The following is a 20934-nucleotide window of genomic DNA, read 5'->3' on the forward strand; positions in this document are numbered from 1 at the left end:
CGCCATTCCGGTAAGATGCCTGAGCATTTTTCCGAATGGAGCAACATGGCTTTCGTACGACCTCGAATTTTGGCACAGATCGGTTTGGCCGTGTGCACGCTGCCGCTCGCTGTGCTGGCGCAGGAGCTGCCGGCGGTGGTGCCGACGGTGGTGCCGGACGACGCCGTCAACACCGCAGCCACCACCGCGCTCACCTACACGGTACGCATCGACGCTCCCGATCCCATCGACACCCTGTTGCAGGATAATCTCGACCTGGTGCGCTGGCGCGGCAATCCGCGGCTGGACCGCAACCAGCTGCAACGGCTGATCAAGGCCACGCCCGACCAGGTGCGCACCCTGGTGGCCACCGAAGGCTATTATTCGCCGACCGTGACGGCCGGGCTGGACGCCGGCGCTGGCGTGCCGCAGGCGCGGGTGACGGTCGATCCCGGCCGGCCGGTGCTGGTCGGTGACATCGATCTGGTGCTGCAAGGGTTTGAACCGCTCGCTGACACTGGCATCAAGTTCGACGGCGACGCCCTGCGCGCGCGCTGGGCACTGCCGGTCGGTGCGCGCTTTCGCACCGCCGACTGGGAAGATGCCAAGCGCGCGCTGCTGCGCCAGGTGATGCAGGTGCGCTATCCGCGCGCCCAGTTGCTCGACTCGCAAGCCGTGGTCGATCCCGACCAGCTGCGCGCGGTGTTAAAAGTGGTGCTCGACAGCGGTCCCGAAGTGCACCTCGGCGAACTGCGCATCGAGGGCTTGAAACGCTATCCTGCGGTGATCATCACCAATCTGAACCCCATCAAGCCGGGCACCGAGTACAGCGAAGCGACCCTGCAGGCATTCCAGGCCAAGCTGCAGGACACCGGTTACTTCAGCGGCGTCGAAGTGTCGGCCGACATGAGCGCCATGCTCGACGATAAAATCGAAGCGCTGACCGATGACCAGGACGCCCCGGCCACAGCAGCGCCGCCGCGCCCGCGCGCAGGCGGCCTGGTGACCACGCCGGTGCTGGTGCGGGTGACCGAAAACAAGCAAAAAAATGTCAGCGCCGGTCTCGGTCTGTCGACCAATACCGGCAAGCGCGCCCAGCTCACTTACGACGACCTGGCCGTGCTGGGGCTGCGCTTTAAAAGCGCGCTCATTTTCGAGACCCTGCGCCAGAGTGCGCGCGGTGACCTGTACTGGCCGACCACGGCGCAGGGCTACAGCGACAGTGTCGGCACCGGCTTCGAGCGCACCGACCTGCAGGGCGAGCGCACCAGCGTATCGACGGTGGCCGCCAAGCGCGCCTGGGGCACGCCGCTGCTCGAACACAGCGTCACCCTCGAATACCTCAACGAATTGCGCAACGTCGATGGCCAGCCCACCAGCTCGAGCAAGAGCGTGCCGCTGACGTACAACCTGACCCGCCGCAAACTCGACAACCTGCTCTCGCCCACCGTCGGCTACGCCTTCAATGCGCAGCTGGGCGGCGCCGTGCTGCCGCTGCTGACCGACCAGCGCTTCCTGCGCGCCACCGCCCGCATCGTCACCTACCGACCGCTCGGCAGCAGCGGCACCCTGATCCTGCGCGCCGACGCCGGCGCCGTCGCTTCGCGCCAAAAAGCGGGCGTGCCCAGCACCTTCCTGTTCCGCGCCGGCGGCGACCAGTCGGTGCGCGGCTACGCCTACCAACAACTGGGGATCGCCCAGGGCAGCGCCATCGTCCCCGGTCGCTACCTGGCCAGCGCCAGCGCCGAATACCAGTACTGGTTCAAGCCGCCGTACGGCATCGCCTTTTTCTACGATGCCGGCAATGCCGCCGACAGCCTGCGCGAGCTCCATCCAAAATCCGGTTACGGTGTGGGCGGCCGCTGGCGCTCGCCGGTCGGTCCGATCAACGTCGACGTCGCCTATGGCCACGCGGTCAAACAAGTGCGACTGCATTTTTCGCTGGGATTTACTTTCTGATGGCGCTGCGCGAACCTCCTCCCCACCCCCCCGCCGGGCGTGCCCTGCCCCCCGCGCGCGGGCGCCGCTGGCCACGCCGGCTGGCCATTGCCATCGCCATTTCTGCCGCACTGGCCGCCGGCGCTTACTGGGTTGGCGGGCGCGAAGCGACCCTGCAAACGGTGGCCCGGCGCATCGCCACTTCGAGCGGCGGGGCGATCGTCATCAGCGGCGTCTCCGGCTCGCTGTACGGCGCCATGCACATCGATCACCTGGTATTTAAAAGCGCCAGCGAGCAGATCGACGCCGACAATATCGACATCGCCTGGTCGCCGTTGCAGTATTTTTCCAAAGGGGTGGCGGTCAACCAGCTGTATGTGGCCAGCCTGCGCACGCGCGCACTGAAAGAAAGCGCGCCGGCCAGCATGCCAGCCTCGCTGGCGGCGCCGTTTAATTTATCGATCGCTGACGCCCGCCTGGCCACCGTGACGATGTTCGGCTACCAGCAGACTGCCGGCACCGCACTGACGGACGTGCGCTTCAAGCTCGACGGCGGCAGGCAGGCCTGGACCTTGCGCGAGGCCAGCGCCGTCAGCGCCGCCGGTCTGATTAAAGCGGCCGGCAGCATCAACGCCGTGCGCCCGTTCAAGCTCGACGCCAAAGCCAGCCTGACGCAGCTCACCGTAGCGGCCGGTCAGCCGGCCGCGCAACTGGCGCTGCGTGCCAGCGGTGACTTGAGCGCCACCAGCATCGTCGCCAGCGGCCAGTCAGGCGCCGCCAGCGGCAGCGCCACGCTGGCGCTGGCGCCGTTCGACGCCATCGCGCTGCGCGCCCTGCACATCGAAGGGCGCGATATCGACCCCGGCTTTTTCAATCCGGCCCTGCCGACGGCCAAGCTGGCGCTGACGGTCGATGCCACCATCGATGCCAGCGAAGCGGTGGCCGGCAAGGTGGTACTCGAGAACACCGGCGCGGCCGGTACCCTCGACCAGCAACGACTGCCCCTGCGCGCCATGCGCGGCACCCTGTCGGGCAGCCTGACGCAGCTCGACATCGGCGCCGTGCTGGTCGACTTTGGCGCTGCCGGTGCGTTTACGGGCAGCGGTACGCTGGCGCGCGCCGGCGACCAGCAGGGACTGGGCACGGCGCGCTTCGTGCTGCACACCGACCGCCTCGACCTCAAGGGGCTGCACGGCAGCCTGCGCAGCAGCGCCATCGCCGGCGACATCAAGCTGGCCACCGCCGATAAAACGCAGACGCTGGTCGCCACGCTGGCCGACAAGGGGTTACAGCTCGATGCGCGCGCAGCGCTGACCGACAATGTGCTCACCATCGAGCAGGCCAGCCTGCGCGCCGGCCGCGGCGTCGTCAAAGTAAGCGGCGTGGCCAGCCTGGCCGGAACGCGCAGCTTTCAACTCGACGCCAGCACCAGCCACCTCGATCCGGCCGCCTTCGGCAGCTATCCGCTGGCCGACCTCAACGCCGATGTGCACGCCGCCGGCCAGCTCAATCCGGCCCTGCAGCTGAGCGGCACGTTTGCGCTGCGACCGAGCCGGCTGTTCAATCAGCCGCTGTCGGGCAAAGGCAGCGTGACCGCCGACGCCAGCCGCGTGAGCAGCCTGGCCGCCAGTGTGGCGCTGGGCCAGAACACCGTCGACGTCAAAGGCGCGTTCGGCGGCGCCGGCGACGCCCTCAACTGGCGCGTCGACGGCCAGCAGCTCGCGGGCGTGCGCGCCGATCTGTATGGCGCGCTCAAGGCGAATGGCGTCATCACCGGCAGCGTTGCCGCCCCGCGCAGCAGTTTTACGGTCGACGCCACGGGCCTCGGCTGGGTGGCGGCAAATCGCCAGCAGGGCAACGGCAATCTGCACGCCAGCGGCGACGTCGCGCTGGGGCCAGCGACTGCCGGCGGCGCGCGCGCCGTCGAACTCAAGGCCAGCGGCACGGCACGTCAATTCAACCCGGCGGCTGTCGGCTCGCCGCTGCCCGGCAATATCAATGGCGAGTTTGCCGTCAACGGCAGCGCCGCCGGTGCTGCTGCCCTGCGCGGCACCCTCGACCTGAAGCTGCTCGACTCGACCCTGTCGAACGCGCCTCTGTGGGGCACGGCGCATGTGGCGGCCGACCAGCGCCACGTGGGAGCGGCGAATGTCGAGCTGCACCTGGGCGCCAATGTGCTGTCGGCCAAGGGCGCATTCGGCGCCGCCGGCGATGTGCTCGACTGGCGGCTCGACGCCGGCGCGCTCGGCGCGCTGGGCACCGGCTACGGCGGCACCTTGCGCGGCGCCGGCAGCATCGCCGGCACCTTGCAGGCACCGTCGTTCACCGCATCGCTGCAGGGCGACAATCTGCGCCTGATGGGCAGCGTGTCGCTCAAAAGCGTGAAGGCCAGCGCCAGCGTCGGCACCGGCCTGGGAGCGGCCGATGCCGTCACCAGCGACATTGCGATCAGCGATTTTGCCAGCGGCAGCGGCAGCGGCAGCGGCAACACCAGGATCGCCGCCGCCCGCCTGCAAACGGGCGGTACCCGCGGCGCCCACACGATTGCCCTGGCAGCGCGCGCCGACAGCTTTGAGGCCACCCTGGCGATGCACGGCGGCTGGCGCGAAGGCGTCTGGAGCGGCGTCATCGACCAGCTGCAAAACCAGGGCCGCTACGCCATGAAACTGGCGGCGCCGGCCGCATTGAAACTGGCGGCGCCGGCTGGCAGTGGCGTCGGCGGGCTGGCCAAACCGGCGCTGCTGGCGCTGTCGAATGCCGTCATCGAACTGCCGCAGGGTCGCGTGACGCTGCAAACACTGAACAAGACGGCCGGCCACTGGGTCAGTCGTGGCAGCGCCAGCGGCGTGCCGCTCACTTACCTGACGCAATTCTCGCAAGGCATGCGCGACAACCTCGCCGGCGACCTGACGCTGGGCGCCGACTGGGCGCTCGACCTGCAGGCGCCGGCCAGCAGCGGCGCGGCGCCGGTCATCAATGGCGGCCTGCACGTGTTCCGCGAAAAAGGCGACCTGGTGGCCGGCAGCGAAGTGCCGGTGGTGCTGGGCCTGCGTTCGCTCGACGCCCGCGCCGACGTCGCCAACGGCGCGCTGCGCATGCGGCTCGACATCGATGGCAGCAAACTGGGCAAGGCCACGCTTGACGCCAGCGCCGGCCTGCTCAATGGCCGCATCGGCAACGACAGCCCGCTGCGCCTGCAAGCGGCGGCCGACATGGGCTCGATCGCCTGGATGGCGCCACTGACGGGCCAGAGCGCGCTCGAACTGGACGGCACCCTGAAATTAAATCTGGCCGGCGCCGGCACGGTGGGCACGCCCACCCTGACTGGCAGCGTGGCCGGCGACAACCTGGCGGTGCGCTGGGCCGACCAGGGTGTCAAGCTGCGCAACGGCCAGATGCGCGCGCAGCTGGCCGGCGACCAGCTGCTGGTGCAGCGCCTCAGTTTCGATGGCCAGCAGGGCAAGGTGGTGGCCGATGGCGCGGTGCGCTTTGCCGGCGGCGAAGCGAGCATGAATATCAATCTGGTGGCCGACAAGCTCGAAGCACTGTCGCGCCCCGACCGCACCGTCGTCGTCAGCGGCAGCAGCACGCTGGTGCGCGACGCCAAGCGGTTTGAGCTGACCGGCAAATTCAAGGCCGACCGCGCCCTCATTGAACTGGCGCCGCAGGGCCGGCCGACGCTGTCGGACGACGTGGTTGTGCTGGGCCGCGACAAAAAAGGCCTGGTGGCCAAGGATGCGGCGCCGTCGATGCCGCTGTCGGTCGATCTCGAAGCCGACCTCGGTGACGCTTTCCGCCTGCGCGGCATGGGCGCCGACGCCCAGCTCGGTGGCAGCGTGCGGGTGCGCATGGCCGGTGGCCGCGCGCCGCGCATCAATGGCACCATCCGCGTTATAGAGGGCAATTACGCCGCCTACGGCCAGAAGCTGGCGATCGAGCGCGGCGTGATCACCTTCAGCGGCGCCTATGACAATCCGGGCCTGAACATCCTCGCCGTGCGCAAGCGCCCCGAGGGCGAGCAGCTCACCGACACCAACGTCGAAGCGGGCGTCGAAGTGCGCGGCAGCGCGCTGGCGCCGGCGGCCCGACTGGTATCGACGCCGACCGTGCCGGACAGCGAAAAGCTGGCCTGGCTGGTGCTCGGCCACGGCCTCGAAGGCACCTCCGGCACCGACACCGGGGTGCTGTCGGCCGCCGCCGGCGCGCTGTTGGGCGGCAGCGGCAAGAGCGGCGGTTTTCAGTCGCGCCTGGCCAATTCGCTGGGCGTCGATGAACTGGGCGTGTCGCAGGCGAAGGGACTGGAAACGACCGTCGTCACGGTTGGCAAAAAAATCTCCTCGCGCACCTACCTCAGTTTCGAGCAGGGCGCGTCGACTGCAACGAGCCTGGTCAAACTGCGCTACAAGCTCAATCCACGCGTCTCGCTGCAGCTGCAGGCCGGCACCAACACGGCGTTCGACGTGCTCTATTCCTGGGCCTTCGATTAAGACGAATGAATCAGTGCCTCCTCAAGCTGCGTGGTACCGGCGCTCCTGCGTCTGCCCGCCATAACCATAGGCGGTCGCCCTGACATCCTGCACGTAGATGTAGCTCTCTTCGTGCAGGTTACCGAGCAGCTGCACGAAGGCGGCAAACGCTTCGGCGATGTACTGGGCCTTTTCCCCTTTACTGTTGGTCTCGTCGGTGATCTTGATATCGAAATACACGCTGCTCTTGCCCTGCTCGGCGAGCGAGCGGCCGCCGACAATCCAGTCGGCGGGGTCGATGTAATCGATGGCGATCGAGGTCAGCGCCGGGTCCTTGCGCAGGATGCGGGTGGTCAGCTCGAGCAGGATGGTGGCAATCGTCTGGCTCATCGCCGGCGATTTGTCGGCACTGATTTTCAGGTTCAGGATAGGCATGTGGACTCCATTGGTTAGCAATACAACTATCAGATAAAAATCGGCCATTTACTCGAATGCGGCGCGCACGCCTTTGACGGTGGCCACGCTGTCGGCAAACACCGCCTTGCCCAGCAGCTTGTTCAGACGGGTGGTAACGGCGCCGCTGGCCTGGTCAAGCGCCGGGCCAATGACCAGCGCCTCGGCAGTGGGAAAAATGGTTTTTTCGCGGCCATCGCCCTGCCCTGGCCGGCGCTCGATGTAGCCCTTGGCAGCGAGCACGTCGAGGGCGCGGGTGGCGGTCGACTTGGCAATCGCCAGGTGCTCGGCTAACTGCCGTTGCAGCAGGCCGGGATGGGCCAGCACGCAGCGCAGCAGGAACGCTTGCGGCGGCGTCAGGTCATACGCGGCGAAGGCACCGGCCCACTCCTGCTCGAGGCGGCGCGCAAGGGCGGTGGTGTTGAAGTAGAGGCAGTGATCAAACATGATCAGAATATAGCGCGCATTGGTTCGCAATGCAACCATAACGCGCGACGACGCCCTGTTTTGGTTGGAACGGCGCCGCCAGCCCTCTTCCGACGATGATAGCGCGGCCTGCTTCAAGGCGATCGGCTGTACCCCGCGCACCATCGCCGAACCGGCCGACCATCAGATCGCGGCGGACTTGATCACGCCGGCAGCACTGACACCAGCTGCTGGCGCCGTTGTTGCCGGTAACGCGCCGGCGCCGCCAGCCCGTGGATTCTAAAATGTCGGCGCAGCGATTCGGGCGAGCCCATGCCGGCCAGATCGGCCACCGCCTCGATGGCCAGCGCCGGCCGCGTTTCCAGCAACAGCGACGCCAGCGCGATGCGCTCGCCGACCAGCCAGGCTTGCGGACTCAAGCCAGTGGACGCCTTGAACTTGCGCTGCAGGGTGCGTTCGCCCATGTGCACACGCGCCGCCATCGACGCCACCGTGTGCGGCGCACGCAGGTTTTCGCGCACCCAGTCCATCAAGGCGGCGATCTGGCTACTCGTCTCGTCAGCCAGTGGCCGCTGCACCAGCTGCGCCTGGGCACCGTCGCGGTGCGCCGGCAGCACCAGCCGCTGGGCCACGCGGTTGGCGACGGCAGCGCCAAAATCCTTGCGCACCAGGTGCAGCAGCATGTCCAGACCGGCGGCCGAACCGGCCGAGGTGATGATGGCGCCATCGCCATCGCCATCGTCCACGTACAGCGCCAGCGGGTCGATCGCGATCAGGGGGAAGCGGGCGGCCAGCTGCGCCAGGTAGCGCCAGTGGGTGCTGGCGCGGCGGCCATCGAGCAAACCCGCGTGAGCCAGCACGAACGCGCCCGAGCAGATCGCACAGATGCGCGCGCCACGCGCGGCAGCGGCGCGCAGGGCCGCGATGAGCGCCGGCGCCGGGGCATCGTCGATATCGCGCCAGCCGGGTATGACGATGGTGTCGGCACGCGCGAACGCTTCGAGGCCATGCTCGACCAGCACCTGCACGCCGCCGGCGGCGCGCAAGAGTCCCGGCTCGAGTGCACAGACGGCGTAGTCATACCAGGCCACCTCCAGTTCGGGCCGCGCCAGCGCGAACAGCTCGACGGCGCAGCCAAATTCAAAAGTGCACAGACCGTCATAAGCGAGGATGGCGACGAAATGGGGCATGGCCGGATGTTACCAGTTTCTGTCGTATTTACCACTGCCGCGCTGGCGGTGGCGCCCTCAGACTGTCAGTCTTGATGAACGAGGAGGACAGCATGGCATCGACCGTTTCAGCAATCGCGGCGGCAGCGAGCAGCGACGCCGCGCGCCATTTTGGCAGCGCCTTTGCATACGACACCGACTGCGCCGATGTGTACGAAGCCATCAGCACCGGCCAGCAGGATTTCGTGCTGCTCGATGTGCGCAGTCCCGCGCTCTACGCTCTCGGCCACGTGCCGGGCGCCATCTGCCTGCCACACGGGAAAATCATTGCCAGCAAACTGCGCAACTACGCAATGGACACCCTGTTCGTGGTGTATTGCGCCGGCCCCCACTGCAACGGCGCCCAGCGCGGCGCGTTGCGGCTGGCGCGGCTGGGGCGGCCCGTCAAGCTGATGATGGGTGGGATCAGCGGCTGGCGCGACGAACAGTTCGAGCTGGCCAGCGGCGCTGACAGCTAACTGGCAGCTAACTGGCAGCTAACTGGCTGCTAACTGGCTGCGCGGCTCGCCGCCAGCGGACCCGCCTTCAGCTCGGCCCAGATGGCCAGCAGCCAGGCCAGCAGATAGGCCAGCGTCAGCGTGACGAACAGCGCCATCCCACCGGCTGGCAGGCTGGCGGCCAGCAAGCCAAACAGGGGCACGCACTGCTGCACATGGACCCCAAGAAAATGAGCGGGCCGCAGGTCGGCGCGGCGGTGCCAGCCCATCAGCGGCATGCCCATGCCGGCCGGCGCCCGCTTGCCGCCCAACATGAAACCGCTGGCGGTCGCCAGCAGCCAGGTCAGCATCAAGCCGGTCACTACCGCCAGCGTGGTGACCGACGCCATCCAGTGCCGGTCCTGGCCGACGATCACCAGCGCCAGCCAGGCCTGCGACGCCGTCATTCCGACCGCGCCGACCGCCATCAGCACGTTCATGGCGAGGTGGAAGGGGTCGCGGATGTTGTAGTGGGACTCTTCGGCGCGGCTGGCTTGAACGGTGATGTAGCTCACCTCGAAGGTGGCGGTGGCGATCAGCAGCACGGAGAGGTGGCGCAGCGGGGCTGCCGCCGCCACAGGGTCCGGCACGGCCAGCATCAGCAGCGCCGTGGTGAAGGAAAACAGCGCCACAGCCGCCATGAACTTGAGCGGCTTGACCCACACGCCGACGCCGCGCAAACGCCGGCTGTCGCGACCGGCGCGCAGCCATGCGGGCGGCATACACAACAGCATGAGGGCGGCGAAGACCAGCAGCGCCAGGCGCGGACCGGACAACAGCAAGGCAGTGGCATCAGGTGGCAGCGGCATCTGCTATCTCGGCGAGCATGTTGATATGACAATTGTACGCAGGTGCCGTCGCCGTATCCAGTGTTTTTAGCGCGCCGTATCTATCCCTCGCTAATGTAACAGCTGCGGATTGTGGTCCGGTACCGGGTCATCGTTTTGCGGCATCTGCACGGGTGGATGGTGCGGATGGGGATGGTCGAACGGCTCCGGCGTCGGCTGATCGGCCGGCAGCGGATCGGGGGCGCGGTGAAACTGCAAGGTCGATGCGTGCATGGTGTGCTCCAGCGGGTTGGATGACGACCTTACCATGATTGCGCGCCGGGCCGCCGTCCGCAAACACGGCACAACGCGGCACAACGCGACACAACGCGGCACAACGCATCACGGCGCCCTGGCATTCTTCACATATTTTTCAAGCCAGTTATTCGTCTCGTACAGCATGTGCATGATCGACTCGCGCGCCCGGTACGCGTGGCTTTCATTGGGCAGCATCACCAGCCGCGCCGTGCCGCCCAGCCCCTTCAGCGCCTGGAACATCCGTTCGCTCTGGATGGGGAAGGTGCCGCTGTTATTGTCCTGCTCACCGTGGATCATCAGCAGCGCGTCCTTGATCTTGTCGGCGTTATTAAACGGCGACATCGCCTGGTACACCGCCTGCGCTTTCCAGAACGGCCGCTCTTCGGCCTGGAAGCCAAACGGCGTCAGGGTGCGGTTGTAGGCGCCGCTGCGGGCGATGCCGGCCTTGAACAGGCGCGTGTGCGCCAGCAGGTTGCCGGTCATGAAGGCGCCATACGAGTGGCCGCCGACGGCGATGCGGTGGCGGTCGGCGACGCCGCGGCGCACCACTTCGTTGACGGCCGCTTCAGCGTTGGCCACCAGCTGCGGCAAATAAGTGTCGTTCGGCTCGGCGTCACCGGCGCCGACGATCGGCATCGATGGATTGTCGAGCACCGCGTAACCCATCGCCAGAAACGCCGCCGGTCCCCAGTAGCTCACCGCATTGAAGCGGTACGGCGAGCCGGTGGTCTGGCTCGCCGCGCTGGCGCTCTTGAACTCTTGCGGATAAGCCCACATCAACAGCGGTAGCGGACCGTCGCGTTTGGCGTCGTAGTGCGGCGGCAGCATCAGGGTGGCGGTCAGGTCGACGCCATCGGCGCGCTGGTAACGGATCTGCTCCTTCTGCACATCCTTCAGTTGCGGGGTCGGATGGGGAAAGCGGGTCAGTGGCGTCAGCTGGGCGTCGGCCCCTTTGCGCAAGTCGCGGATAAAATAATTGGGCCGTTCAAGGGGCGATTCGCGCGTGGTCAGCAGAACGCTGCCATCGGCGCTCAGCACCGCCATCGGGTTTTCATAGTATGGCGGGGCGCTCTGGAACAGCCGTTCCTTGTGCCCCGTGAGCAAATTAAACCGGTCGAGGAAGGGGCGGTCGCCTTCGCTGGAAGCGCCGGCGCCATCGAGCAGGATGCTGTTGTCAGCACCAATCAACAGGCGCTGCAGGCCGGCGCTGTCGGGCTGGGTGACGGGCTGGCCCGGATGGTCGTAGCGGTCTTCGGCCGAGTAGGCAAACAGGGAAACGGGCGCGCTGCCAGGCTGGTCGGGGTTGATGCGCCAGGTTTGAATGGCGCGCGTCTTGTACCACGCTTCGGTCAGCAGGGCGAGGTCGCCGCGGCCCCACTGCACGCCGCTGTAGCGCGACGACAGCCGCGCCAGCACAGCGGGAGCGGCGTTGAACGGCGCTGCCTGCATGTAGACGATATCACGCACGCCATCAGGCGCCGGCCGGGCCGGGTCGCCACCGTCCTGCGCTTCGGCCCACACCAGCGTGGCGGGGGCGTCGACACGCCACGACACATCGCGCACGCCGGCCGACACCGCGTCGTTACCGGGCGGCAGACCCTCTTCCAGCGGACGGTCGACCACCAGGTGCAATGGCGTGCCGGCCAGATCGCGCACGTCGATGCGGCGGGCAAAATCGGACGCCGGCACGATGAAGGAAAACGGCCGCTTGAGCGCCTGCGTCAGAATGAACTTGCCAGCGGGCGCCAGGCGGGCGCCAATAAACAGGTCGGGTTTGCCCACCAGCCGGGTTTTGCCGGCCAGGTCGATCAGTGCCAGCTGCACGCTGGCGTAATGCTCGAACAGGCGGGCGTCGGTTTCATTCTTGAGCAGGTCGGGATAGGTGCGCAACTGGCGCGCGCCGCCGCTGGGGTCACTGTCCTGGGTGCTGGGACCGGACGGGATGGCGGTGAGCGGCGGCGCCTTGCCCAGCGCCGCCGGCTTGAGCTGGACCAGCAGGCCGCTGCCGTCCGGCAGCCAGCTAAAGCCAGCACCACTGACGTACGACAGCGGCTGCGCACTGAGGCGGCGGGCGGCGCGCGTGGCGATATCGACCACCCACAGTTCGACTTGCGGACCACTGCCCTTGTCGGCCAAATTGACGTGGGTGAAAGCGAGATGGCGCTGGTCGGGCGACCAGGCGCTGTCGGCCAGCCGCAGCGGCTTGGGCAAGCCGCTGATGCGGCTTTCCTGCTGGGTGGCGATGTCGAGCAAACTGAGGTCGGTGCCGAAACTGAAGCGGCTGGGGGAATAGGTACGCGGATTCAGCCGCAGGCCGGCCAGCTTCAGTTCCGGCTGGGCCACCTCGACAATCGACGGCAGCGCCGGCGTGGCCACCATGGTCAACAGGTCACGCCGCGGCGACAGCGACAGGCCGGGCGCGCGCGGGGCGTCGACGATCGCTTGCAGCGGCGCCGGTGGCAGCTGGTACTGGGCATGGGCGGGCACCACGGCCAGCAGGGTCAGGGCCAGCGGCACAGCGGCGGAGCCGCTTGCAAGGAGGCGTTTGCGCATGGGGACTTTCGTATGAGATCGGGTGTAAACATGGTGGCCATTCGGCGCAGGAATGTCAACCGCAGGTCCACTGCACCTGCACGGACAGCGCCGGGCTTCGCTTACAATAACTGCTCTAATCGTCTGCTCCCATCGCCATTCCCCTTTTCGAGGACACCACATGGTCATACCGCAACCCGTTGTCGCCGCCGTCATCATCCCCTTCGTGCTGTGGCGCGTCTACCAGCGCATCAAGCGCCTGGTGGTGCGCCAGCATTCGCAAGCCTGGCGGCACTGGGTCGGCGTGCTGCTGTTCCCACTGTTGCTGGTGGTGCTGGGCGTGCTGGCCGCAGCGCACCCGCTGTCGCTGGCGGCGATGGCCGGCGGCGTCGCCATCGGCGTGGTGCTTGGCCTGATCGGTTTGCAGCGCACTGTCTATGAACGGATCGGCAGCGATTTTTATTACACCCCCAGTGCCCATATCGGCATCCTGGTGTCGCTGCTGTTCATCGGCCGCCTGCTCTACCGCGGTTATGAATTTTATGTCGCCAACGTGGCGCGCCCCGACGACTTTGCCAACAGCCCGCTGACGCTGCTGGTGTTTGGCATCCTGGCCGGCTATTACTGCAGCTACGCCGCCGGCATCCTGCGCTGGCGCCGCCGCGCCAGCCTGGCCGCTTGACGCCGATCGCTTGACACCGATGAATATCACCACCCTCACCCTGCTGGTGCTCACGCCGTTCCTGGTCTGGCGCATCTACTCTCGCCTGCGCACGGCGATGGCGCGCCAGCGCTCGATCGTCTCGCGCCACTGGACGGGCTTGCTGGTATTTGCCGCCATGGTGCTGGTGCCGGCCTCCGAACTGCTGCGCCGCCCGGACATGCTGGGCTGGCTGGCAATGGGGACCGCCGCCGGTCTTGGCTACGGCGTCTGGGCTTTTCAACACACGCGGCTGGAAGCGACCGCAGAAGGCTATTACTTTACGCCGCCGGCGCGGCTGGGGATTGCCATTGCCATGCTGTTTACGGCGCGCATTCTGTATATCGGCTTTGAGATGTATGCCAACCAGGGCAGCAACGTGCCGACGCCGCGGTTTACCGACAGCCTGCTGACGATGCTGGCGGTGGGGCTGACGGGCGCGTATTTTGGGACCCTCAGCGCTGGCCTGGCGCTGTGGCGGTACCGGCTGCGCAAGGCGATTGGGGCGGTGGAAAAGTAGGCGCAAGGTGGTCGCAACGGGGGTAGCACCGCTGGGACAGTCACCGCAGGTGACAGTCCCAGCAGGTGACAGTCCCCCCTGCGTTTTAGGCCGCGTTTTTTTGCGGCGTGGTGCGCCGCTGCAGCACGAAAATCGGCTGCGCCCACTGCGTGTCCTTCTTCTTTTTGCTGGTGATCAGGGTCAACTCGGAGGGGTCGTAGACGTCGGTGTTGTGGGTCAGCGGCGTCGTCATCAGGTACTGCGCTTCGGTGTTTTTCAGGAATTCACCGACCAGCTGGATGTTGCGGATGTCGAGGTGGGCAAACGGTTCATCGATGAACACGAAGCCGCCCGAGCCTTCTTCCGATTTCAACAGGCCGATCAACAGCACCAGCGACTTCATCACCTGCTGGCCACCCGACGCTTCGCCGTCATTCATGCCAATCTGGTCCTTGCCATCGAACTTGAAGCGCACGTGCAGGCCGGCCTGCGCCAGCTGGACATCGTCGTTTTCCAGCCGCACCGGGTCGGCGTGCACATCGATGCCGGCCAGTTCGCCCAGCTCCTTGATGTTCTTGCTGTAGGTTTTGATGGTGTAGCGCAGCCGCTCCATGTAGGCGGCGCGGGCATTGCCGGTCGCTTCGATGGCGCGGTTGTTCTGGTAGCGGCGCTCGTCCGTTTCGCTCTGGCGGCCGTGCAGCTGATCCGACAGGCGCTGGTGCTGGTCGATCACGGTGGCGTCGAGTTCCCAGTCATCGCGCGCCAGGCTGTGTTGCAGCGAAGTGACGCGCAGGTCGACCTGGTGGCTGTTCTGGTGTTCCGACACCAGCGCGGCGCGTCGTGCCGGCCGCCGCCAGCCCTGCGGCAGGTGGCGCCAGGTGCGCCGCAGGGACGCCAGTACGACCGCATGTTCATGGCGCTGTTCGATCTGCCGTTTAAAGCCGAGCCGCTGGCCGGCCTCCGCTTCGGCCAGTGCCATGCGGGCATTTTGCCAGGTGGTGTCGGCGCGCGTGCGCGCCACCGTGGCGGCCTTGGTCAAGCCTTGCAGTTCACCCAGGCGCGAGCCGACCTCGAGCCGCTCGGCTTTCAGCGGCACCGAGGACAGCGCCGCTTCGTCAAACTCTTCCTGGCGCGCCGCCAGTTCCTTGGCGGCGTCGACCCCGGCGATACGGGCTTTTAATACACCCACTTCGGCGGCCAGTTTCGAGATCGCCAGCGTCAGCGTGTCTTCCTGCGCTTCCAGGCCAGGAATGGCGCGCTGCAGGGCGTCCAGGCGCCCGCTGCGACCGGCGTCGCCGAAGCGGTAACGCGACGCTTCGACGAACAGCGAGCGGCCGCCGCGCCGTTCGCGGTGATAGGCGTCCGGCGTGATCCATTCTTCACTGGCCGATTTAAAACCGGCATCGACCGATTCGACCCGCTCGATGCGCTGCAGCTGGTCGATCAGCCAGGCTGGCGTGGCGGCGGAAAAGCGCACCACCGACAGCAGGCTGCTGTCCTTGCGCACCGGCGCAGTGACGCAGTCGGGCACAATAAAATGGCGGTATTTTTGCTGCTCGGCCAGCCGATAGGCGCTGGCGGCATCGCTGGCTTTTTCCAGCAGCACCACCGAGGCATAACCACCGAGCACGCCTTCGACGGCGCCCTGCCACTTCGGATCGAGCACTTCGACGATATCAGAGAGCATGGCGTGGCCGATGCCGGCCTCGCGCAGCGCGCGGCGCATGGCGCGCACCGGTTCCGGTTCCGGCATCGCGCTCTTGCCCTGCAGCGCAGCGATGGTGGCCTGGTCGGCGCTGATGCGGCTCGTCAGCGTCAGGCGCGCCTGCTTCTGGCGATTCAGTTCGGCTTCCTGGGTGGCTAACAGGGCCGATACTTCGGCGATGTCGGCACCCGCTTCGGCCGACAGCTTTTGCAGGCGCTCTTTTTGTTCGAGCAGGCTGTCGAGCGGTTTGAGTTTGCCGTTGATGTGCGCCAGCCGGCCCGCCAGCATGGTCGCTTCGCGCTCGAGCAGGGTTTCCTGCTCCTGCGCGTCGGTATGCAGGCGCGCCTGGTTGGCCACCGCATTTCTCTTGTCGGTCAGCTGGGTGTCGGCCAGCGCCATTGGCCGGCGCGCTTCGCGCAGCTGGCGGCTGACGGTGGCCGCTTTTTCGCGCGCCTCGTGGTATTCGAGGCTGGGCAGCACTTCCTCGAGCAGGTTGCGGCGCTCTTTGTGCAAATCTTCCCACTGGTGGTAATTGGCCACCCGCAGGCGCAAGCCTTCGAGGTTGGTGCGCGAGGCTTCCAGCTCGGTTTCGAAGCGCTTCAATTCCGTTTCGGTGTCGCGCTGGTGGCGCTTGGCTTCGTCGTAGGCATCGAGTACTTCCTTGTCGCCAAACACCTGGAACACCAGGTCGAGCAGCTGGCGCGGCGCGTATTCGCACAGTTTATCGGTCTCGCCCTGCTCGAGCGCCAGCACTTTCGCCATGGCCGGCGACAGGCCCGCATTGGCCAGCCGCTTGCGGTAGTTTTCCACGCCCAGCCAGTCGCTCGCCTCGGTGACGTCTTCGATCTGCACGTTCCCCGGTCGCATCAGGTACTGGCGCTTCCAGTCGCCGCCGTTTTTCTGGATCTGGCAAAACAGCGTCACTTCGTCGTCGCTAAAGAAACCGGAGCTGCGAAACGGCCGGTTCGACAGCTGGCGGCCGACCGCCTTGTTGTCGACCACCGAGCGGATCCATGCCGTCTGCTGGCCCGAGTGGCGCGCATAGTGCTTGTAGGTGCGGCCCATCGAGCAATCGAGCCCGAACAGGGTGCGCAGGGCGTCGAGCAGGGTCGTCTTGCCGGAGCCGTTCTGGCCGGCGATGGTGATGATCTTGGCGTCGAGCGGGATGTTCTTGATGCGCTGCCAGTAGTCCCAGTGGACCAGCTCGAGGGATTTAATGTGGAACATGCTGACTCTCAGAGTGGTTGGTCGTCGACGTCGTCGACGTCGGCAGGGCTGGTGGCGACGTCAAGGTCAAGGTCGGCATCGGCGTCGGTGTCGGCCACTGCCTTGCGCGGCACTGTCACCGTGATCGGCGCGCGCTGAAACACCTCGGCCAGGGCGCCGTTGATGATGCGTTCCTTGAGCACGTCGGTATCCATCATCAGGTCGAGCAGCGGGCCTTCGACAATCAGGTCAGCGCGCCGTTCGATGAAGCCCAGTTTCGACAGCGTCCCCAGGTTCATGTCCATGCGCGTTTTCTTGCCCAGCTTTTCGCCGAAATCGGCCAGCAGCGCCGTGTAGGAAATGCCGATCGAACTGTCTTCGGCACGCGGCAAGGGGCGGTCCTTGTCGAACAGGTCGTTCTGCTCGTCGTCGGCGTTTTGGTGGGTTTCCTGGCGCTCGCGCTTGGGCAGGATGATCTGCGCCCACAGCACCACCAACAGCGCCACGCCATCGCGGGTCAGGCCAAAATTGTTGTTTTGCCAGATGTCCTTGGCGCCAAAAATCTTCGGCTCGACGGCGCGGTGCAGGGCCAGCGTGACATGGTCGGCATACACATTGTCGAGCAGCTTGAGGCCCGTATCGAGCAGGCGCTTGTCCACTTCGGCGCGAAACTGTTCGTCCGACAGCACGCGCTTGACCATCTTGTCGTCGCGCCGCAGGGTCTGGTGCGTGAGCAGGCGGGCGATCAGGATTTGGGAATCGTCATTCATCGAGCGGGCCGCTTTCGAGATCGAGTGAGAGGTTGGCGAGGGTCAGGCTAGCGACCGACATCGCCGCCACATGGGGGTCGCTCAGGGTCACCATGGCGTCTTGCGCAGCAAATTCGATGGGCAGGCGCGCCAGCTGCGCGGTGGCGCCCTGCAGGCTCGCTTCGGCAGCGTCGCCCAGCAGCGGCAGCAGCGAAGCGCGGTAGGAGGCGATCGCAAAGCTGGCCGGCAGCAGCGAATCCTGCACCGGCACCGAGCTTGGCGCGGCGTCAGAAAAGCTGGGGAAGTTACCCAGGTTGGCAAAATCGGACAGGCGCGCCAGCCAGTCGTCCAGTTCGACCTGCATGGCGGGGGCGTCGTTGACCGTCAGCGGCGCATCCTGGCCGGCCGGCAGGCCGCCGGGGCCGACTGCCGCGGCGCGCTCGCTGAGCAGCTCTGTTTCGGCGACGTCGATCATTTCGGCGGGGGTGCCAAACAGTGGCACCAGCGGGCGGTCGATGGCGCCCACCGCCAGGCTCGATAAATCATCGTGCGCCAGCAACCAGCGCTTGACGTCGGTGGTCGACAGGCCGGACTGGCCCAGGTGCACGCGCTGGCGCTCGATCTGGTTCAAGGCGCGCGAGAACATGCCCTGCATATTGAGCAGGGCGCTCTGGGCGCGGCCGATTGCCTGCGCTGCCTTGTGGGTGGCGGCGTCGGCCCGTTCGTCGGCGAGGATGGCACGCAGGATCAGCGAGCCCTTTTCCACCCAGTCGCAGGCGGTGTGCCATTTCGACTGCGAGGTACGCAGGCGAAATTCGGAACCGGAGGCGATCGCATCGCGAAATTCTTCGGTCAGGTCGACCAGCCGGCCAAGTAAATGGCGCAGCTGGTCGACGGTGACGCCGCCGACCGCCTGGGCGCCGGCCACCTGCGAGAGCAGAAAGCCCATGTCGGCCTGGTCGTCGGCCTGGCCGACTGCCAGCAAACCGTCGAGCGCGGCGAGCACATTGCGCGCCAGCGGCGTGACGCGATAGACGGCGCCCGGTGCATCCCAGGCCAGCAAGCCGTGGCTGCGCAGGCGGATCAGCACCGTTTCCAGGCTTTCCGGCAGCAGGTAAGCAAGGCGGGTATTGATGTCGGCCCGGCTGAAGGCGGACACGGCGCTGTCGGCGGCCAGTTCGCGCAGTACCAGCAGGCGAATTAGCACGCCGTCGGCGCCGCCGTGGAACAGCGCGGTGAAGGCCGACAGGGTCGGCTGGGCGCGCTTGAGGTGAAATACCTGCTCGATTTCGTCGGCAGAAATATCGGCGTGGAAGTGCGACTGCAGACTGTCGGCGCTGTCGCTGCCAGGGCCGCTGTCGGCTTGCTGCTGCGGGAAATACATGTCGGCTGCTGGCGCGGCGGCAGTGGTGTCGGTCATCGTGTGCTTGCTGAATATTGCTGAAGTTGCTACTCCGCAGCCGGCAGGCGGCGGGGCGTCAGTATATCAGCTACAGATGAGGCGGCAAAAAGAAAGGCGGTGGCCAGCTGATGCGCATGAACGCATCAGCTGGCTTATTTTTTGGTGATGCTCTGCAAGGTCTGTTCGACATACTCGTCATCATTGTCGGTGAACCGCAGCCGCACCGGGTACCACTCCTTCGATGGCGCCAGCCAGATGTCGAGCGCCTGCTCCTTGGCGTCGGGCGGTGCCATGCGCATCAGGTGGACGGTGTCGAGCGTGCCGACGCCCGTCTGCACGGTGTCGAGCTTGACCACGCGAAAGGTCCAGACATCGGCATCGCGCCGGCCGGCGACGAAAAACTTCCATTCGGCACCCATGACGAATTTTTCCGGCGCCGCCCGCGCCACCGCCGCCAGCTGGAACAGCACGCTGTTACGGTCCTGTTCGCCGCCCTTGAGGGGGTAATTGACCTCGCTCTCGGTGAAGCTGATCTGCTGTTTGCTGCGATCGAAGGTGGTGGTCCAGGGCTCGTGGCGCAGGCGTTTTTCGACGAACTGGGTGGGCGCCAGCCCATAACTGTCAACCGCGCCCTCGCTGCGGTTATCGATCAGGGTGCCAAACAGGGCAGCGCGCGTTACCGAGCGAAAACTGTATTTGCCGCCACTAAAACGCCAGTTGGCGGTGGCGTCGCCACTCAGTGCGAAGCCTTTTTGGCGCGCTTTGATGATATACGTCAGATCGGCCGATGGCGGCAAATCGATGGCGCGCTTGACCGCTTCGGCGGCGGCCGGCGGCACGCCAAACGCGGCCAGCGTGGCACACAGTGCGAGGGCGATGGCCGCACGGCGCGGTAGGGACAACTCGATGACGGGACTGCTTTTCATAATGCTTCCTTGGTGATGCTTTTCATTCAACCCTGCTCGGGTGGGCCGATCTGTTTGACAGTCTGGCTGGTGGTGGCGCCAGTCGATTCGATATTGTCGATGCGTACCGGCAGCCAGCCCAGGGACGGCGCCAGCCAGACGTCGAAGCGGGCGTTGTAGGCGCCGAAACGGGGCGGCCGCGCCAGGTGCCAGGTGCGCAGTCGCCCCATCGGGGTGTCGATTTCTTCCTGCCCCACCAGCACAAAGCGGAACACGCTGGCGTCGCGGTCTTCGCCCACCAGGATATCGATGTTGCCATCGAGCTGGGCACTGTCGGCACGGGCGATGGCCGCCAGCTGCAGGGCAATGGTGGCCTTGTCCTGGGTGCCGGCGGCCAGATCGTAGCTGGCCGGCGAGGTCGAAAAGGTGATCTTGCTGCCCGCCTGGCCAAATTCGGTGGTGGTGAGCGCCCTGCCGCGGCGCTTTTCCGTCATGCGGCGCGGCACAAAACCGCCGCCGTCGATCTCCCCGCTGCTCTCGAGCACCACCAGGTTGACGCGCGCCACCAGCACGCGAATGCCCGCTTCGAGCTTCATGCGGTAGCGGCCATCGGCCAGTTGCCAGGCCATCACCGCTTCGCCGTGCCACAGGGTGCCATCGGCATCCTTGCGCGCCACATCGAGCACCATGCGGGCCGCTGGCGGCACGGCGGCGCGGTAGGCCTTGCCGGCTGGCGATGCTGGCGTTGCCGGTAGTGCTGGCGGTGCTGGCGGTGCTGGCGTTGCCGGTATGGCTGGCATTGCCGCGGTCGGCGCCATCCCGATCGATTCTACGTCAGCGAGCAGCGCGGTGGCGCCCGCCTCAACCGGCAAGGCCGCCAGCACCGGTGCGCCGGCCGCCGCGTCGAGCCGCGCTGCTGCTGGCAGCGCCACAGTGTCGAGGCGGGGCAGCGCCGGCGGCGGCGCCAGCACCAGCGGCGGCGGTGGCGCCGGCGCCGGCGGCAGCACTGGCGCCGCGATCAGCCGCGCCGTCAGCGGCGGCGCGACCGGCTTGACGCGCTCGCTGCCAAAGCTGCCCGCTTGCAGCACCAGGGCGCGCAAGGCCAGCACGTGTAGGCCAACAGTAAGTAGCGCCAGCGCAAACGTGCGGCGGTGTCTGGCGCTGAACATGCGGTTTGTCATGGC

Annotated in this window: 16 protein-coding genes; 5 read left to right on the top strand and 11 right to left on the bottom strand. The window is 66.7% G+C overall.

The window, feature by feature from the left end:
- Nucleotides 1-45 precede the first annotated feature (45 nt).
- Both ACP7BZ_RS17405 and ACP7BZ_RS17410 read left to right on the top strand, forming a co-directional pair.
- Nucleotides 46-1938 (top strand): autotransporter assembly complex protein TamA, encoded by a 1893-nt coding sequence (locus tag ACP7BZ_RS17405; RefSeq protein WP_426115443.1) that lies wholly within the window; start codon nucleotides 46-48, stop codon nucleotides 1936-1938.
- Entirely contained in the window at nucleotides 1938-6404 is a 4467-nt protein-coding gene (locus tag ACP7BZ_RS17410) for a translocation/assembly module TamB domain-containing protein (RefSeq protein WP_426115446.1), read from the top strand. The genes ACP7BZ_RS17405 and ACP7BZ_RS17410 overlap by 1 nt, the downstream gene beginning before the upstream one ends.
- Before the next feature lie 21 nt (nucleotides 6405-6425).
- Here the strand turns inward: ACP7BZ_RS17410 and ACP7BZ_RS17415 are convergent, their stop codons facing one another.
- From ACP7BZ_RS17415 to ftrA, 3 genes are all read right to left on the bottom strand, one after another.
- Complete coding sequence (locus ACP7BZ_RS17415) at nucleotides 6426-6818, bottom strand: tautomerase family protein (RefSeq protein ID WP_426115449.1); 393 nt, start codon at nucleotides 6816-6818, stop codon at nucleotides 6426-6428.
- A gap of 48 nt (nucleotides 6819-6866) precedes the next feature.
- On the bottom strand, nucleotides 6867-7283 hold the full coding sequence (locus tag ACP7BZ_RS17420; protein ID WP_426115451.1) for a MarR family winged helix-turn-helix transcriptional regulator: 417 nt from the start codon (nucleotides 7281-7283) through the stop codon (nucleotides 6867-6869).
- 182 nt (nucleotides 7284-7465) lie between these two features.
- Nucleotides 7466-8452 (bottom strand): transcriptional regulator FtrA, encoded by a 987-nt coding sequence (ftrA, locus tag ACP7BZ_RS17425; protein WP_426115453.1) that lies wholly within the window; start codon nucleotides 8450-8452, stop codon nucleotides 7466-7468.
- Between the two features lie 92 nt (nucleotides 8453-8544).
- Between ftrA and ACP7BZ_RS17430 the strand changes: the two genes are divergently transcribed.
- Nucleotides 8545-8949, top strand: a complete 405-nt coding sequence (locus ACP7BZ_RS17430; protein ID WP_426115455.1) for a rhodanese-like domain-containing protein — start codon at nucleotides 8545-8547, stop codon at nucleotides 8947-8949.
- Nucleotides 8950-8978: 29 nt separating this feature from the next.
- On the opposite strand, the gene ACP7BZ_RS17435 is transcribed toward ACP7BZ_RS17430, so the two are convergent.
- The 3 genes from ACP7BZ_RS17435 to ACP7BZ_RS17445 all read right to left on the bottom strand — a co-directional run bounded on the left by ACP7BZ_RS17435 (nucleotide 8979) and on the right by ACP7BZ_RS17445 (nucleotide 12605).
- The gene (locus tag ACP7BZ_RS17435) at nucleotides 8979-9776 is read right to left on the bottom strand and encodes a hypothetical protein (RefSeq protein ID WP_426115457.1); all 798 of its coding nucleotides are present in this window, start codon (nucleotides 9774-9776) and stop codon (nucleotides 8979-8981) included.
- A 90-nt stretch (nucleotides 9777-9866) separates the two neighbouring features.
- The gene (locus ACP7BZ_RS17440; protein ID WP_426115459.1) at nucleotides 9867-10028 is read right to left on the bottom strand and encodes a hypothetical protein; all 162 of its coding nucleotides are present in this window, start codon (nucleotides 10026-10028) and stop codon (nucleotides 9867-9869) included.
- A gap of 108 nt (nucleotides 10029-10136) precedes the next feature.
- A complete protein-coding gene (locus ACP7BZ_RS17445) occupies nucleotides 10137-12605 on the bottom strand; it encodes a prolyl oligopeptidase family serine peptidase (RefSeq protein WP_426115461.1) in 2469 nt (822 codons plus the stop codon).
- Between the two features lie 160 nt (nucleotides 12606-12765).
- Between ACP7BZ_RS17445 and ACP7BZ_RS17450 the strand changes: the two genes are divergently transcribed.
- Together ACP7BZ_RS17450 and ACP7BZ_RS17455 are read left to right on the top strand one after the other, a co-directional pair.
- Nucleotides 12766-13266 carry a hypothetical protein gene (locus ACP7BZ_RS17450; protein ID WP_426115463.1) on the top strand — a complete coding sequence of 167 codons (501 nt, stop codon included), beginning with the start codon at nucleotides 12766-12768 and terminating at the stop codon, nucleotides 13264-13266.
- A 19-nt stretch (nucleotides 13267-13285) separates the two neighbouring features.
- Nucleotides 13286-13804, top strand: coding sequence for a hypothetical protein (locus tag ACP7BZ_RS17455; RefSeq protein ID WP_426115465.1), 519 nt, complete (start codon nucleotides 13286-13288; stop codon nucleotides 13802-13804).
- 85 nt (nucleotides 13805-13889) lie between these two features.
- On the opposite strand, the gene ACP7BZ_RS17460 is transcribed toward ACP7BZ_RS17455, so the two are convergent.
- The 5 genes from ACP7BZ_RS17460 to ACP7BZ_RS17480 form a co-directional block, all read right to left on the bottom strand.
- Nucleotides 13890-16715, bottom strand: a complete 2826-nt coding sequence (locus ACP7BZ_RS17460; protein WP_426115467.1) for an AAA family ATPase — start codon at nucleotides 16713-16715, stop codon at nucleotides 13890-13892.
- 8 nt (nucleotides 16716-16723) lie between these two features.
- Complete coding sequence (locus ACP7BZ_RS17465; RefSeq protein WP_426115469.1) at nucleotides 16724-17464, bottom strand: hypothetical protein; 741 nt, start codon at nucleotides 17462-17464, stop codon at nucleotides 16724-16726.
- The gene (locus ACP7BZ_RS17470) at nucleotides 17457-18863 is read right to left on the bottom strand and encodes a hypothetical protein (protein ID WP_426115470.1); all 1407 of its coding nucleotides are present in this window, start codon (nucleotides 18861-18863) and stop codon (nucleotides 17457-17459) included. Before ACP7BZ_RS17470 ends, ACP7BZ_RS17465 begins: the two co-directional genes overlap by 8 nt.
- 134 nt (nucleotides 18864-18997) lie before the next feature.
- Nucleotides 18998-19771, bottom strand: a complete 774-nt coding sequence (locus tag ACP7BZ_RS17475; protein WP_426115472.1) for a DUF3108 domain-containing protein — start codon at nucleotides 19769-19771, stop codon at nucleotides 18998-19000.
- Nucleotides 19772-19797: 26 nt separating this feature from the next.
- Entirely contained in the window at nucleotides 19798-20931 is a 1134-nt protein-coding gene (locus ACP7BZ_RS17480) for a DUF3108 domain-containing protein (protein WP_426115474.1), read from the bottom strand.
- Nucleotides 20932-20934 lie beyond the last annotated feature (3 nt).

Origin of the sequence: Massilia sp. PWRC2, assembly GCF_049896725.1 — a bacterium.
GTDB lineage: Bacteria > Pseudomonadota > Gammaproteobacteria > Burkholderiales > Burkholderiaceae_D > JAFCUW01.

Excerpts from the sequence above, each read along its gene's own strand:
- ACP7BZ_RS17465 (WP_426115469.1), bottom strand. The coding sequence starts at position 17,464 with ATGAATGACGATTCCCAAATCCTGATCGCCCGCCTGCTCACGCACCAG.
- ACP7BZ_RS17475 (WP_426115472.1), bottom strand. The coding sequence starts at position 19,771 with ATGAAAAGCAGTCCCGTCATCGAGTTGTCCCTACCGCGCCGTGCGGCC.
- ACP7BZ_RS17405 (WP_426115443.1), top strand. The coding sequence starts at position 46 with ATGGCTTTCGTACGACCTCGAATTTTGGCACAGATCGGTTTGGCCGTG.
- ACP7BZ_RS17460 (WP_426115467.1), bottom strand. The coding sequence starts at position 16,715 with ATGTTCCACATTAAATCCCTCGAGCTGGTCCACTGGGACTACTGGCAG.
- ACP7BZ_RS17435 (WP_426115457.1), bottom strand. The coding sequence starts at position 9,776 with ATGCCGCTGCCACCTGATGCCACTGCCTTGCTGTTGTCCGGTCCGCGC.
- ACP7BZ_RS17445 (WP_426115461.1), bottom strand. The coding sequence starts at position 12,605 with ATGCGCAAACGCCTCCTTGCAAGCGGCTCCGCCGCTGTGCCGCTGGCC.
- ACP7BZ_RS17470 (WP_426115470.1), bottom strand. The coding sequence starts at position 18,863 with ATGACCGACACCACTGCCGCCGCGCCAGCAGCCGACATGTATTTCCCG.
- ftrA (WP_426115453.1), bottom strand. The coding sequence starts at position 8,452 with ATGCCCCATTTCGTCGCCATCCTCGCTTATGACGGTCTGTGCACTTTT.
- ACP7BZ_RS17410 (WP_426115446.1), top strand. The coding sequence starts at position 1,938 with ATGGCGCTGCGCGAACCTCCTCCCCACCCCCCCGCCGGGCGTGCCCTG.
- ACP7BZ_RS17480 (WP_426115474.1), bottom strand. The coding sequence starts at position 20,931 with ATGACAAACCGCATGTTCAGCGCCAGACACCGCCGCACGTTTGCGCTG.
- ACP7BZ_RS17420 (WP_426115451.1), bottom strand. The coding sequence starts at position 7,283 with ATGTTTGATCACTGCCTCTACTTCAACACCACCGCCCTTGCGCGCCGC.
- ACP7BZ_RS17450 (WP_426115463.1), top strand. The coding sequence starts at position 12,766 with ATGGTCATACCGCAACCCGTTGTCGCCGCCGTCATCATCCCCTTCGTG.
- ACP7BZ_RS17430 (WP_426115455.1), top strand. The coding sequence starts at position 8,545 with ATGGCATCGACCGTTTCAGCAATCGCGGCGGCAGCGAGCAGCGACGCC.
- ACP7BZ_RS17455 (WP_426115465.1), top strand. The coding sequence starts at position 13,286 with ATGAATATCACCACCCTCACCCTGCTGGTGCTCACGCCGTTCCTGGTC.
- ACP7BZ_RS17415 (WP_426115449.1), bottom strand. The coding sequence starts at position 6,818 with ATGCCTATCCTGAACCTGAAAATCAGTGCCGACAAATCGCCGGCGATG.
- ACP7BZ_RS17440 (WP_426115459.1), bottom strand. The coding sequence starts at position 10,028 with ATGCACGCATCGACCTTGCAGTTTCACCGCGCCCCCGATCCGCTGCCG.